The sequence below is a fragment of the Pseudomonas kurunegalensis genome, from assembly GCF_030291635.1.
In the GTDB taxonomy this organism is placed as follows: Bacteria; Pseudomonadota; Gammaproteobacteria; order Pseudomonadales; family Pseudomonadaceae; genus Aquipseudomonas; species Aquipseudomonas monteilii.
Genome location: NZ_CP127871.1, coordinates 2,211,430 through 2,224,000, shown reverse-complemented (window position 1 = coordinate 2,224,000; position 12,571 = coordinate 2,211,430). Strand labels below are relative to the sequence as shown.

12 protein-coding genes and 2 riboswitches are annotated in these 12,571 nt (G+C 64.4%); of the genes, 11 read left to right on the top strand and 1 reads right to left on the bottom strand.

The window, feature by feature from the left end; genetic code table 11:
• The first annotated feature begins 63 nt into the window (after positions 1 to 63).
• Positions 64 to 969 (top strand): AraC family transcriptional regulator, encoded by a 906-nt coding sequence (locus tag QQ992_RS10025; protein WP_286113238.1) that lies wholly within the window; start codon positions 64 to 66, stop codon positions 967 to 969.
• A 64-nt stretch (positions 970 to 1,033) separates the two neighbouring features.
• Here QQ992_RS10025 and thpR read toward each other — a convergent pair whose 3' ends face one another.
• Positions 1,034 to 1,579, bottom strand: coding sequence for an RNA 2',3'-cyclic phosphodiesterase (gene thpR / locus QQ992_RS10020; RefSeq protein WP_110741471.1), 546 nt, complete (start codon positions 1,577 to 1,579; stop codon positions 1,034 to 1,036).
• A 158-nt stretch (positions 1,580 to 1,737) separates the two neighbouring features.
• Between thpR and lpxO the strand changes: the two genes are divergently transcribed.
• The 10 genes from lpxO to QQ992_RS09970 all read left to right on the top strand — a co-directional run bounded on the left by lpxO (position 1,738) and on the right by QQ992_RS09970 (position 12,558).
• Positions 1,738 to 2,637, top strand: a complete 900-nt coding sequence (gene lpxO / locus QQ992_RS10015) for a lipid A hydroxylase LpxO (protein ID WP_286113237.1) — start codon at positions 1,738 to 1,740, stop codon at positions 2,635 to 2,637.
• Between the two features lie 120 nt (positions 2,638 to 2,757).
• Positions 2,758 to 3,102, top strand: coding sequence for a carboxymuconolactone decarboxylase family protein (locus QQ992_RS10010; RefSeq protein ID WP_013973174.1), 345 nt, complete (start codon positions 2,758 to 2,760; stop codon positions 3,100 to 3,102).
• Between the two features lie 78 nt (positions 3,103 to 3,180).
• On the top strand, positions 3,181 to 3,750 hold the full coding sequence (locus QQ992_RS10005; RefSeq protein ID WP_105948006.1) for a GNAT family N-acetyltransferase: 570 nt from the start codon (positions 3,181 to 3,183) through the stop codon (positions 3,748 to 3,750).
• 59 nt (positions 3,751 to 3,809) lie between these two features.
• A riboswitch (cobalamin riboswitch) is annotated at positions 3,810 to 4,017 on the top strand.
• 109 nt (positions 4,018 to 4,126) lie between these two features.
• Positions 4,127 to 6,253, top strand: a complete 2,127-nt coding sequence (locus QQ992_RS10000) for a TonB-dependent receptor (protein WP_286113236.1) — start codon at positions 4,127 to 4,129, stop codon at positions 6,251 to 6,253.
• A gap of 203 nt (positions 6,254 to 6,456) precedes the next feature.
• Positions 6,457 to 7,623, top strand: coding sequence for an acetyltransferase domain-containing protein (locus QQ992_RS09995; protein WP_286113235.1), 1,167 nt, complete (start codon positions 6,457 to 6,459; stop codon positions 7,621 to 7,623).
• A 28-nt stretch (positions 7,624 to 7,651) separates the two neighbouring features.
• Positions 7,652 to 7,850, top strand: a riboswitch (cobalamin riboswitch).
• A 110-nt stretch (positions 7,851 to 7,960) separates the two neighbouring features.
• On the top strand, positions 7,961 to 8,971 hold the full coding sequence (locus tag QQ992_RS09990; protein ID WP_119370586.1) for an ABC transporter substrate-binding protein: 1,011 nt from the start codon (positions 7,961 to 7,963) through the stop codon (positions 8,969 to 8,971).
• Positions 8,971 to 9,987: a FecCD family ABC transporter permease gene (locus tag QQ992_RS09985; RefSeq protein WP_105948002.1), complete on the top strand. Its 1,017-nt coding sequence runs from the start codon at positions 8,971 to 8,973 to the stop codon at positions 9,985 to 9,987. Before QQ992_RS09990 ends, QQ992_RS09985 begins: the two co-directional genes overlap by 1 nt.
• Positions 9,984 to 10,772 (top strand): ABC transporter ATP-binding protein, encoded by a 789-nt coding sequence (locus QQ992_RS09980; RefSeq protein WP_286113234.1) that lies wholly within the window; start codon positions 9,984 to 9,986, stop codon positions 10,770 to 10,772. The genes QQ992_RS09985 and QQ992_RS09980 overlap by 4 nt, the downstream gene beginning before the upstream one ends.
• Positions 10,773 to 10,789: 17 nt before the next feature.
• On the top strand, positions 10,790 to 11,224 hold the full coding sequence (locus QQ992_RS09975; RefSeq protein ID WP_286113233.1) for a pseudoazurin: 435 nt from the start codon (positions 10,790 to 10,792) through the stop codon (positions 11,222 to 11,224).
• A complete protein-coding gene (locus tag QQ992_RS09970; protein ID WP_286113232.1) occupies positions 11,221 to 12,558 on the top strand; it encodes an OprD family porin in 1,338 nt (445 codons plus the stop codon). The genes QQ992_RS09975 and QQ992_RS09970 overlap by 4 nt, the downstream gene beginning before the upstream one ends.
• Positions 12,559 to 12,571: the final 13 nt, after the last annotated feature.

Here is a 12,571-nt window from a genome sequence, read left to right as displayed (position 1 = left end):
TCTGGCGCCACACCTTCAATCTGCGATGATTAGGCTGTCCGATTCTCTGCCCCCTGGTTCACCATGCAACTGACCCGCCACGTCGACGCCAACGCGCCGCTCTGCGCGCTGATCCGCAGCCTCGCCACGCGCCCTGGCTTCGTCCCCACGCACCTGCCCCAGGTGCAGGTGCTGAGCTGGGACCACTATGTGGCCAGCAGCCCTCAGATCTATGAGCCCAGCCTGATGATCCTGGCCCAGGGCAGCAAGCTGGCGCGCCTGGGGCCGCGTACCCTGGAATATGGCGCCGGGCATTACCTGGTGCAGGCGTTGTCGGTCCCGTTCATGTGTGAAACCTTCGCCACCCGTGAAGCGCCTTTACTGGGCGTGGCGGTAGACATCGACCGTGGCGTGCTGGGTGAACTGGTGCAGAGCATGGACCTGGCACCGGACGTTGCAGTGCAGGCACAAACCCCGCAATCGATGACCTCGGCAGCGCTGGATGCGCCGATGCGCGACAGTGTGGAGCGGCTGCTGCACTGCCTGCAGGACCCGCTGGATGCCAAAGTGCTGGGCCCGGCGCGCGTACGCGAAGTGCTGTACACCGCGCTGCGCGGCCCACAGGCCGGTGTGTTGCGGGCGCTGGTGGAGCAACAGGGGCACTTCGCCCGCATCGGCGCCGCCCTCGCCCACCTGCGCGCCCACTACAGCGAACCGCTGAGCGTGGAGGCACTGGCTGCGCGGGCAAACATGAGCGTTTCGACCTTCCACGAACACTTCAAGCGCTGCACCGACATGGCACCGATGCAGTACCTCAAGCGCCTGCGGTTGTTAAAGGCGCAGCAGATGCTGATTGGCGAAGGCCTGGGGGTGGCGCAGGCCGCGCACCGGGTGGGCTACCAGAGCACCTCGCAGTTCAGCCGCGAGTACAAGCGCCAGTTCGAGCGCAGCCCGGGGGATGAGTTGCCGTATCAGAGCTTGCCGGTGTAGCAGACCATCACCGCGGTTCGAGCCATGGCATTGATTGCGGGCTTGGGCTCAGCTTTGCCCAGCGTCAACTCGAAAGCGGCCACTGTGCCAATGGCCAGTAAGATCCCTTGCGCGACTCGTACAGCGTGAAGTGGCGTGCCGAGAGGTAGAACTCCGGCGCGCTGCTGGCTTCGGGCGGTTGCCCACGGTAATCCCTGGACAGCGTCAAGTGCGGGCGATATTCACGGCTGGCGGCCTCCACCCCCAACGGCAGCAACGCCTGCTGCAACCCGTACACCAGTTGCAACAGGGCCGGCGGTGTCTGCTGTGCCTCCAGCACCAAGGCTCCGGCCCGCTGCCACACCTGCAAACGGTCGAGCAACAGCCGTGGCGCCGCAGCCGGCAGCGCCAGTTGATCGACCGCCGCACAGATCGCAGGCACCTGCGCGGCATCCACATCGCCAAGAAACAGCAACGTGACATGGAAGTTGGCCGCCGGCACCGGTTTGCCGCTGCGCAGGTTCAAACCCCGGCGCCACTGGGCCAGGGCACGGCGCTGTACATCGCTGACCGGCAGGGCGAAAAACAGCCGTTTGAAGGGGCTACCGCTGGGTCGTGCATCCTGAACCATACAAACTCCCGAACATGAAACGTTTGCGCAAGACTGTAGGGCATTACACCAATGTCACCCCGTCGTTTCGTAACAATAAGTACAAACTGCCCCCATGATTGTTTATGCTGGCTGGCTTATGCCATGGCGCATGGCCATTTTTCGACAAGTAAACGTCCATGAAAATTGCACTCGTACTCATCTTCGTCCTCTCGATCGCCTATGTTCACCTGCGCGGTCGGGTTCGTCACAAGCTGACCCGCCAGTTGGGCGACCATTCCAGCTTCCTGGCCCCGGTCAACAGCTTCCTGTACCTGTTTTCCAAGCTCCCGGCCAAGCCTTACCTGCCAGTCGAGGCCTTCCCCGAACTCAAGCCGCTGCAGGACCACTGGCAGGAAATCCGTGAGGAAGGGCGCCAGTTGCTGCATGTGGGCGAAATCAAGAAGTCCGACAATTACGATGACGTCGGTTTCAACTCGTTCTTCAAGACCGGCTGGAAACGCTTTTACCTGAAGTGGTACGGCGAAAGTCACCCGTCGGCAATGGCCCTGTGCCCACGTACCACCGAGCTGCTGCAAGGCATCAGCACGGTCAAGGCCGCCATGTTCGCCACCCTGCCGCCGGGCGCCAAGCTGGTGCGCCACCGTGACCCGTATGCCGGCTCTTACCGCTATCACCTGGGCCTGGATACGCCAAACGACGACGGTTGCTACATCGACGTGGACGGCGAGAAGTACTCGTGGCGCGACGGTGAGGGGGTGATCTTCGACGAAACCTACATTCACTACGCGGCCAATACCACCGAACACAACCGCATCATCCTGTTCTGTGACGTCGAGCGCCCGCTCAAGTACCGCTGGGCAACGGCGTTCAACCGCTGGTTCAGCCGCAACGTCATGGCCGCCGCCGCCGCGCCCAACGGTGACGGCGACAAGACCGGTGGTATCAACCGGCTGTTCACCCGCATCTACAAGATCCGCGAGCGCGGCAAGGCGCTGAAAAAGCGCAACCGCATGCGTTACTACCTGGAAAAATGGGCCGTGGTCGCGGCGTTGGTGCTGGTGTTCATCTACATCTGACCGGGTCATGCAGGCCTTTGTACCAAAGGCCTGCAAGCACCCACCAAAGTACAAGCCTCACACTTGCCACACTTCGACTAGCCTGAAAGCTCCACTCGCAACCACCCCAAGGTGAAGACGATGAGCATGATGGACTGGGACGCCTACCGTAAGCAGTTGATGGCCGGCATCGGCGATCTCAAGCAACTCTCCCCCGACACCGTGGCCGGCTACATGACCGCCAGCGGCGCGGGGGCCAAGACCAACCACCTGGACGCCAAGACCCGCGAGCTGATCTCTCTGGCGGTGGCCGTGACCACCCGCTGCGACGGCTGCATCGCCGTGCATTCGCAGCAGGCGGTCAAGCATGGCGCCAGCCGCGAGGAAATTGCCGAGGCCCTCGGCGTGGCCGTGGCGATGAATGCCGGTGCCGCGCTGGTCTACTCGGCGCGGGCCATGGATGCTGTCGGCAAGGCCAACGGCTGAGCACAAACGGCGCCGCCGCCCTTGCGCGACGGCGCCGCGCGACCCAAACTGGGCGGCTTAGCCCGCGCAGGAACCCGCATGATCCACATTCGCCCCATGACGCCCGACGATTTCGATCGTTTCTGGCCCACCTTCCAGGCCATTGTCCAGGCCCGTGAAACCTATGCCTTCGACCCTGCCCTGAGCTTCGAACAAGCCCGCCAGTTGTGGCTGGAACTGCCCTTGCACACGCTGCTGGCCGAAGAAGATGGCGAGCTGCTGGGTTCGTATTACCTCAAGGCCAATGCTGCCGGGCCTGGCGCGCACGTCGGCAATTGCGGCTACATGGTCTGCGAACAGGCGCGTGGCCGTGGCGTGGCGCGCCTGATGTGCGAGCACTCGCAGAAGCTGGCACGCCAGGAGGGCTTTCTGGCCCTGCAGTTCAACTCGGTGGTGGCCAGCAATGAAGTGGCCGTGGCGCTGTGGCACAAACTGGGCTTCGAGACCGTTGGCCGCTTGCCCAAGGCCTATCGCCATGCCCGCCTGGGGCTGGTGGACTGCCTGGTGATGTACAAATGGCTGGCGGATGAGCCGGTGGTGGAGAAACCGCCACTGCTGATCGGGCGCAAAAATATCGAGGCACGGGTGTCGCGCCGGCGCGGGCGCTGATAGGCCAACCACGCCCCCCACCCACACCGCGCATTTGACGCCCCGGCGTTTCAATGGTCAGATGCGCGCCAGTTTCAGGTGCCCTGTACCGCCGCGTGCAGGGTGAAACGGGAAGCCGGTGCGTCGTATCGACCACGACAAGTCCGGCGCTGCCCCCGCAACGGTAAGCGAGCGAACCCTTCGACATACCACTGTGCTCAGGCATGGGAAGGTGAAGGTTTCATGCCCCTCGCAAGCCCGGAGACCGGCCTGAAGCTTCACTTGGCAACCCGCGGTGGGCGGGCGCAGGCCGGTATCCGTGCGCGCGCCTGCCTGCACGGTTCGCCTTTGCGTGTTTTCCACCGGGATCCATTCATTCCTGCAGCAGTGGAACGACATGTCCCGTATGTTCAAGCTTCACCCCCTGGCGGCCTGCCTGGCCGTCGCCCTGCCAGCCCTGGCCGATGACCAGGACCGACAGCCCCTGGCCCTGCCCTCCACGGCCATCACCGACACCCTCGACAGCCACGCTATCGACCTGGTCACACCGACCCAGGCCGGCTCGCGCCTTGGCCTCAACGCCCTGGAGACGCCGGCCAGCACCAGTAGCATCAGCGCCGAGCAGATCCAGCAGCGCAACAACCTCACCGTGCAGGACGCCGTGACCCGTTCGCCAGGCATCACCTTTGTCGGCTCCCCGGGCGACGGCGGCACGGGCCTTTCTGCTCGCGGCTTTGCCGGGCACAGCTCGGTGATGACCCTGTTCGACGGCGCACGCCTGTACACCGGCGCCGGCACCCAGACCTTCCCTGTCGACCCGTGGATGGTCGAGCGCATCGACGTGATTCGCGGCCCGGCTTCGGTGCTGCATGGCGAGGGCGCCACCGGTGCGGTGGTCAACGTGATCCCGAAAAAGCCGTTTGCCGGCGAAGTGCGTAATCACCTGCGCCTGGGCTACGGTTCGTGGGACCGCCAGCAGCTCGGCCTGGACAGCGGTGGCAGCCTCAGCGAACGCCTGAGCTACCGCCTGACCCTGAACCAGCAAGGGGGCAATGGCTGGGTCGACCGTACCCCTTCGCGCAGCCTGGCCCTGAGCGCCGCGCTGCGTTTCGATGCCAGTGACGACCTCAGTTTCACCCTCGCCCACGACCGTGGCGATGCGCAACCCGCCAACTACTACGGCACGCCACTGATCGATGGCCACTACCGCAGCAGCCTGCGCAAAAAAAACTACAACGTGCAGAACGACGTGCAGCACTACGTCGATGAATGGACCCGGCTGAACACCGACTGGACGCTGAACGACCACCTCAGCGCCAGCAACCAGCTGTACTACATCAAGAGCCGCCGGCACTGGCGCAACGCCGAAGACTACAGCTGGGACGCCGAGCGCCAGCAGTTGCAACGCGGCAGCTACCTGGAGATCAAGCACAACCAGGAGCAGTTCGGCGACCGCCAGACCTTTACCTTCGACCACACCCTGTTCGGCCTGGCCAGCAAGACCGTGGTTGGCGCCGAGTACAACAAGGTGCGTTTCAACGTCGACAGCAATGCCCCCTACAACGATGTGGGCGGCGACTACATCGACCCGTGGCAGCCGCAGCCTGGGTGGTTCCACAGCGCCTCGCCCCTGCGCCCGCAAACCTTGTCCACCACCCACACCTTCGCCTTGTTCGCCGAGAACCGCCTGCAGCTGAGCGATCGGTTGTCGTTGGTCACGGGCGTGCGCCGCGACCAGAACCACATCGACCGCGACAACCTGGTCGATGGCAGCCGCAGCGACCACAGCCTGCAAGGCGGCAACTGGCGCGTCGGCCTGGTGTATGCGTTTACCGACGACCTGTCGCTGTACGGCCAGTACTCCACCAGCGAGGATGGGGTGAACAACCTCATCAGCCTCAGCCCGGCCCAGATGCACTATGACCTGACCGAAGCGAAGCAGACCGAGGTGGGCCTGAAGCAACGCTTCTGGGACGGTCGCGGTGAATGGACGTTGGCGGCCTACCACATCGTCAAGAAGAAGCTGCTGGTGGACGACCCGATCACCCACGAGAAGCAGCAGGCCGGGCAGCAGACGTCCGATGGCCTGGAGGCGACCCTGGAACTGGCGCTGGCGCATCAGTGGCAGGTGTCGGCGAACGCGTCGCTGGTGCGCGCCAAGTATGATGACTTTGACGAAATGGTCGGCGGTGCAGCGCAGGACCGTGCGGGCAATCGGCCGGCGAATGTGCCACGGCGTACTGCCAACCTGTGGCTGAGCAAAGGCTTCGGGCAGCAGGTGGAGGCCGGCATTGGTGCGCGTTATGTGGATGAGCGCTTTGCCAATACTGCCAATACCCAGAGCGCGCCTGGGTACACCGTGGTCGATGCCAACGTCGCCTGGCAGGTGCTGCCGGATGTGCGGCTGGGGTTGCAGTTGAATAACCTGTTCGACCGGGAGTATGTGCAGTCGGCGTTCAGTGGACAGCAGTGGTTGATGGGGATGCCACGGTCGTATTTGGCGACGGTGGATTACAGTTTCTGATGTGAATTGCCTGTGCGGGCCTCTTCGCGGGTAAACCCGCTCCCACAGGTACAGCACAGCTCTCAGGGGCAGTGATATTCCTGTGGGAGCGGGTTTACCCGCGAAGAGGCCCGCACAGGTAACACAAAAACCTCTACCAACCCGTAATCATTTAGTTATAAGATAACGTTTCACATGACATTCATTCCTATCAGCGACCCTCCATGACAAGCGCCAGCGCCACCCCCACCCTGCTCACCCAGCGCCTGCAGAGCATCGACGCCCTGCGCGGCCTGGTGATTCTGTTCATGCTCCTGGATCACGTCCGCGAAACCTTCTTCCTGCACCGTCAGGTTAGCGACCCGATGGCCATCGACACCACCGAGCCGTCGCTCTTCATCAGCCGCACGTTGGCCCACCTCTGCGCGCCGGTGTTCGTCCTGCTGACCGGCCTGTCGGCCTGGCTGTACGGCGAAAAGCATCAGGGCCGTGGCGATGTGTCGGCGTTCCTGTTCAAACGCGGGCTGTTTCTGGTGGCGCTGGAGTTCACCCTGGTCAACTTCGCCTGGACCTTTCAGCTGCCGCCCAGCGTCATCTACCTGCAAGTCATCTGGGCGATTGGCATCAGCATGATCGCCCTGTCGCTGCTGGTATGGCTGCCACGCGCCGCTCTGCTCGCCCTGGGCGCCACCATCGTCGCCGGCCATAACCTGCTCGATGGCCTGCACTTCGGCGTGGAATCGGCCTTGCATGTGCCGTGGGCGATCCTGCATGACCGTGGCTGGCTGGAATTTTCCGACACCCTGCGCCTGCGCACGTCCTACCCGGTGCTGCCGTGGATCGGCGTCATCGCCCTGGGCTACGGCCTGGGCCCGTGGTTCGCCCGAGGCAGCGAGGCCGGCGAACGTCAGCACCGTCTGCTGCTGGGCGGCCTGGTCGCGTTGCTGGGCTTTGTCGTGTTGCGTATGTTCAACGGCTATGGCGAGGCGCCCTGGAGCGGCTACCCAACCTTCACGCAAACCCTGATGAGCTTTTTCAACATCACCAAATACCCGCCGTCACTGCTGTTCCTGGCCCTGACCCTGGGCTGCGGCCTGCTGTTGCTGCGCGCCTTCGAACGCGCCGGCCAGGCCCGCTGGATCAGCGTGCTGGCGGTGTTTGGTGCTGCGCCGATGTTCTTCTACCTGCTGCACCTGTACGTGCTGAAGCTGCTGTACCTGGCCAGCGTGGCGCTGTTCGGCCTCAACCATGGCGACTATTTCGGTTTCGATGGCATCGCCGCCGTGTGGCTGAGCGCCATCCTGCTGGCCGCATCGCTGTACCTGCCGGTGCGCAAGTTCGCCCGCCTGAAAGCGCGCCGTCGCGACATCACCTGGCTGAAGTACTTCTGAAAAGCGTTTTCACCCGGCGGCGTGATGGTCTACCATGCGGGCCGCCGGTTTCCACCACGGAATTAATAGGGAATCCCAGGCCCGCCAACACGGGCCAAACGGAACTGCCCCCGCAACTGTAGGTGCCGAGCCTGCTCCATCGATGCCACTGGGCGTAATTGCCCGGGAAGGCTGGAGCCGGGCCATGACGCACCAGTCAGGAGACCTGCCGGCCTACATTCACCAACCGGCGGGGTGTCCGGGATTGGCCATCCGTGTTGCCCCTGCCAACGGCGGGGCGCGGCGATGCCTGTCCGTGCGTTCCTCACCCGAACTGTCCGATAGGAGATCGCCCAGCATGCTGCCCCGTTTCGCCACCCTGCTCGCCGGCCTTGGCCTCACTGGCCTGGCCCAGGCCGCCGCCACCCATTACCCGCTTACCGTCGAGAATTGCGGCAGGCCGCAGACGTTCGCCCAGGCGCCGCAACGCGCCGTCACCATCGGCCAGGCCGGCACTGAAATGCTCTACGCACTGGGCCTGGGTGACAAACTGGCTGGCACCTCGTTGTGGTTCAACAACGTACTGCCCGAATACAAGGCGCAGAACGACAAGGTGCCGCGCCTGGCTGACAACGACCCAAGCTTCGAGGCCGTAGTGGGCAAGCGCCCGCAACTGGTCGCGGTACAGTTCGAATGGATGGTCGGCGCACAGGGTGTGGTCGGCACCCGCGAACAGTTCGACGAGCTGAAGATACCCACCTACCTGCTGCCTTCGGACTGCGAAGGCAAGGACAACCTGGTCGGCGCCGACGGTACTCGCCTGCAAGCGTTCCAGGTAGGCAGCATCTACAAGAGCGTCAGCCAGCTGGCCGAGATCTTCGATGTGCAAGACCGCGGCACTGCCCTGAATGCCGAGCTCAAGGGCCGCCTGGACAGCGCCAAGGCACAACTGGCGGGCAAGGACCTGTCCGCCACCTCGGCACTGTTCTGGTTCTCCAGCGCCGACCTCGACATCGACCCGTACGTGGCCGGCCGCCAGGGCGTCGCCGACTTCATGCTGCGCACCCTGGGCGTGCGCAACGTGGTCGAGTCCACGGAGGAATGGCCCACTGTAGGCTGGGAAACCTTGGCCAAGGCCAACCCCACCTGGCTGATCATCGCGCGCATGGACCGCCGCCGCTTCCCCGCCGACGACTACCAGAAAAAGCTCGAATTCCTGCGTAGCGACCCGGTGACCCGCAACATGGACGCGGTGAAGCACGACCGCATCATCATCCTCGACGCCGATGCCATGCAGGCCGGCATCCGTCTGTTCAGCGGCCTGCAGACGTTGTCTGCAGCCTTTGCCAGCGGTAAAGCAGCCCAGTGATGATTCGCCTGTTACCTTGCATCGCGGTCGCCCTTGCAGCCCTGCTGGCCGCCTTGCTGGCCGGCACCGCCATTGGCGAAACCAACCTGTCGCCCAGTGTGGTTGGCCAGGTGCTGGCCAACCACCTGTGGCAGGCCGGCTACCCGGTCGACCCGATCGACGCCGGCATCGTCTGGAACTACCGCCTTACCCGCACCCTGGTCGCCGCTGCTTGCGGTGCCGGCCTGGCGACGTGTGGCGTGATCCTCCAGGCGCTGTTGCGCAACCCCTTGGCCGAGCCTTATCTGCTGGGGCTTTCTGCCGGCGCCTCGACCGGCGCGGTACTGGTCGGCCTGCTGGGGCTGGGAGGCCTGGCATTGAGCATGTCCGCCGGGGCGTTCATCGGCGCACTGGCCGCATTCACCCTTGTACTGGTACTGGCCCGCGCGGCCGGCCCCGGCAACAACAACGCTCAGGTCATCCTTGCCGGCATTGCCGGCTCGCAACTGTTCAACGCGCTGACCGCCTTTCTGATCACCAAGTCGGCCACTGCCGAACAGGCACGCGGCATCCTGTTCTGGCTGATGGGCAACCTCAGCGGGGTGCGTTGGCCATCGGTGTGGCTGGCCGTGCCGGTGGCACTGTTCGGCCTGGTGGTGTGCCTGTTGCACCGCCGTGCGCTGGATGCTTTTACCTTCGGCGCCGATTCGGCTGCTTCGCTGGGCATCCCGGTGCGGCGCACCCAGCTACTGCTGATCAGCTGCGCGGCGCTGGTGACGGCGGTGATGGTGTCCATCGTCGGTGCCATCGGGTTTGTCGGGCTGGTCATTCCCCACGCCCTGCGCCTGCTGCTGGGCCCCGGGCACAGCCGCCTGCTGCCCGCCAGCGCACTGGGTGGCGCGCTGTTCCTGATTGCCGCCGACGTGCTTTCGCGCACCTTGATTGCGGGCCAGGTGATCCCTGTGGGGGTGGTCACCGCGCTGATCGGCGCACCGGTCTTCGCGCTGATTCTGGTCAGCCGCCGGGGGCGCTCATGACCGTCATGACCGCCGTACAGATTTCACCCCTGAGTTGCCAGGGCCTGGGGTTGCAACTGGCCGGTAGTACCGTGCTCAGCGGTATCGAGCTGAACGTTGTCGCGGGCGAAACGCTGGGCATTGTCGGCCCCAACGGCTCAGGCAAGTCTTCGCTGCTCAAGTTGCTGGCCGGGCTGCGCAAGCCGGCCAGCGGCAGCGTGCACCTGCTGGGCGAACCACTGGCACAGCTGCCCCGACGCCGTGTGGCGCAGGCCCTGGCACTGGTCGAACAACAGGCCGACACCCTCGATGCAATCCGTGTGTTCGACGCCGTGGCCTTGGGCCGTACACCTTGGCTGTCAGCACTGGCTCCGTTCTCACAAGAAGACCGTGCCATCGTCGAGCAGGCGCTGGCTGACCTCGACGCCCTGCACCTGCGCACACGCCTTTGGGGCTCATTGTCCGGTGGCGAGCGCCAGCGCGTGCACATCGCCCGCGCCCTGGCGCAACGGCCACAAGTACTCCTGCTGGACGAGCCGACCAACCACCTGGACATCCAGCACCAGCTGAGCCTGTTGCAACAGGTCCAGGCCCTGCCGGTCACCACCCTGGTAGCGCTGCACGACCTCAACCAGGCGCTCACCTGCGACCGCGTGGCCGTACTCGACAAAGGCCACCTGGTCGCCCTGGGCAAACCCCTTGAAGTGCTCACCCCCGAGCGCCTGCTGAACACCTTTGGCGTCCACGCCCATTACCTCACCGACCCCTTCGACGGCGCGCGCATCCTGCGCTTTCGCGCCCCCTGAACCAGGAAGTTCTACCGATGCCGCTGCGCCCTCTCGCCTTGCTGCTTGCCAGCACCCTGCTCGCTCCGGCCGCGCTGGCCGACGTGCACGAAGTGAAAATGCTCAACCGTGGCAGCGAAGGCGCGATGGTTTACGAGCCGGACCACTTGCGCATCGCGCCCGGCGACACCGTGCGCTTCCTGCCCACCCAGAGCGGGCACAATGCGGCCAGCGTGGCAGCCCTGCTGCCCGCCGGGGCCGAGCCCTTCAAGAGTAAGCTGAACCAGCCGTTCGAACAGACCTTCAGCGTGCCAGGCGTGTACGGCATCCAGTGCATTCCGCACCTGGCGATGGGCATGGTGATGGTCATCCAGGTAGGTGACGCATCGGCTACCGAACTGCCCGCCAACTTGCCGGCCCGGGCCAAGGTCCGCTTTGCTGCCCAGTTGCAGAAGCTTGAGGCCGCGCAATGAGCCGGTTGTTGTTGGCGCTGCCACTGCTGGGGCTGGCGCCGTTCGCCCAGGCCGACTCCGCACAGTCGCAAAGCAACGGTTTTGTGGAGGATGGCAGCTGGAGCATCCTCAACCGTAGCGTGTTCGACCAGCGCGACTACAAGCACGGTGGGCGTAACAGTGCAGCGCGCAATGCCTACAAGCCGCGCAACGAACGCAGTGGCAAGGCTGAGGAATGGGCCTACGGTTTGATGGGCACCTTTCAGTCTGGCTTTACGCAAGGCCTGGTTGGTGTCGGCGTCGATGCCCACGCCTACCTGGGCGTGCAACTGGACAGTGGCGGCGGCCGTGCGGGCAAGGCGCGCTTGCTGGGGGTCGATAACGACGGGCACCCGAAAAACGAATACAGCCGTGCCGGTGCGGCGTTGAAGTTGCGCATGTCCAACACCGTGTTGTCCTACGGTGAGCAACGGGTCAAGACCCCGGTATTCAGCTCTTCCGACAGCCGCCTGCTACCCGAGACGGCAACCGGCTTTTTCCTCACCAGCAACGAATTCGACACGCTCAAGCTGGTGGCCGGGCACTTCAACGAGAGCACCGACCGCAATGCCACAAGCCACGATCAGGGCTTCGTGGTGAACTACTCCAATGGCAAGCAGGGCAACAGCTTCGACCTGGCCGGCGTGGTCTGGAACCCGGGCGCTGCCTTCAGCGGCAGCCTGTACACCTCGCGCTACGAGGACAGCTGGAACCAGCATTACCTGGGCAGTACGCTAAACCATGTCCTGGATGACCGCCGCAGCGTCAGCCTGGACCTCAACCTGTACCGCACCACCGACACCGGCAAGGCGCTGTCCGGGCGCATCGACAACACCACCTGGAGCCTGATCTCGCGTTACAACCAGGGGCCGCACGGGTTCAGCCTGGGCTGGCAGCAGGTAGACGGCAACACCCCGTTCGACTACGTGACGCGTGGCGCGATCTTCATTGCCAACGCGGTGCAGATGTCGGACTTCAACGCACCGAACGAAAAGTCATGGCAGGCACGCTATGACCTGAACATGGGGGCCTATGGGGTACCAGGGCTGAACCTGACGGCGCTGTACGTGCGCGGGTTCGATATCGACGGCACGCATGTCGACCCGACTGGCGGGTATGCGTACCTGGGGTATGGCAAGGGTGGCAAACATTGGGAACGCGACCTGGAGGCGCGGTATGTGGTGCAGAGTGGCAAGGCCAAGGGCACCACGTTCTCGCTGCGGCATAACGTGCACCGGGGGAACACGGCGCAGGCCGAGCTGGATGGTGACCAGATACGCCTGGCGGTGGAGTGGCCGTTGTCGGGCGGGTTCTGATGGCTGCATTGCC

What these genes read in the sequence shown, in the direction of transcription:
- QQ992_RS10025 (WP_286113238.1), top strand. Translation starts at nt 64, where the DNA reads ATGCAACTGACCCGCCACGTCGACGCCAACGCGCCGCTCTGCGCGCTG.
- thpR (WP_110741471.1), bottom strand. Translation starts at nt 1,579, where the DNA reads ATGGTTCAGGATGCACGACCCAGCGGTAGCCCCTTCAAACGGCTGTTT.
- lpxO (WP_286113237.1), top strand. Translation starts at nt 1,738, where the DNA reads ATGAAAATTGCACTCGTACTCATCTTCGTCCTCTCGATCGCCTATGTT.
- QQ992_RS10010 (WP_013973174.1), top strand. Translation starts at nt 2,758, where the DNA reads ATGAGCATGATGGACTGGGACGCCTACCGTAAGCAGTTGATGGCCGGC.
- QQ992_RS10005 (WP_105948006.1), top strand. Translation starts at nt 3,181, where the DNA reads ATGATCCACATTCGCCCCATGACGCCCGACGATTTCGATCGTTTCTGG.
- QQ992_RS10000 (WP_286113236.1), top strand. Translation starts at nt 4,127, where the DNA reads ATGTCCCGTATGTTCAAGCTTCACCCCCTGGCGGCCTGCCTGGCCGTC.
- QQ992_RS09995 (WP_286113235.1), top strand. Translation starts at nt 6,457, where the DNA reads ATGACAAGCGCCAGCGCCACCCCCACCCTGCTCACCCAGCGCCTGCAG.
- QQ992_RS09990 (WP_119370586.1), top strand. Translation starts at nt 7,961, where the DNA reads ATGCTGCCCCGTTTCGCCACCCTGCTCGCCGGCCTTGGCCTCACTGGC.
- QQ992_RS09985 (WP_105948002.1), top strand. Translation starts at nt 8,971, where the DNA reads ATGATTCGCCTGTTACCTTGCATCGCGGTCGCCCTTGCAGCCCTGCTG.
- QQ992_RS09980 (WP_286113234.1), top strand. Translation starts at nt 9,984, where the DNA reads ATGACCGTCATGACCGCCGTACAGATTTCACCCCTGAGTTGCCAGGGC.
- QQ992_RS09975 (WP_286113233.1), top strand. Translation starts at nt 10,790, where the DNA reads ATGCCGCTGCGCCCTCTCGCCTTGCTGCTTGCCAGCACCCTGCTCGCT.
- QQ992_RS09970 (WP_286113232.1), top strand. Translation starts at nt 11,221, where the DNA reads ATGAGCCGGTTGTTGTTGGCGCTGCCACTGCTGGGGCTGGCGCCGTTC.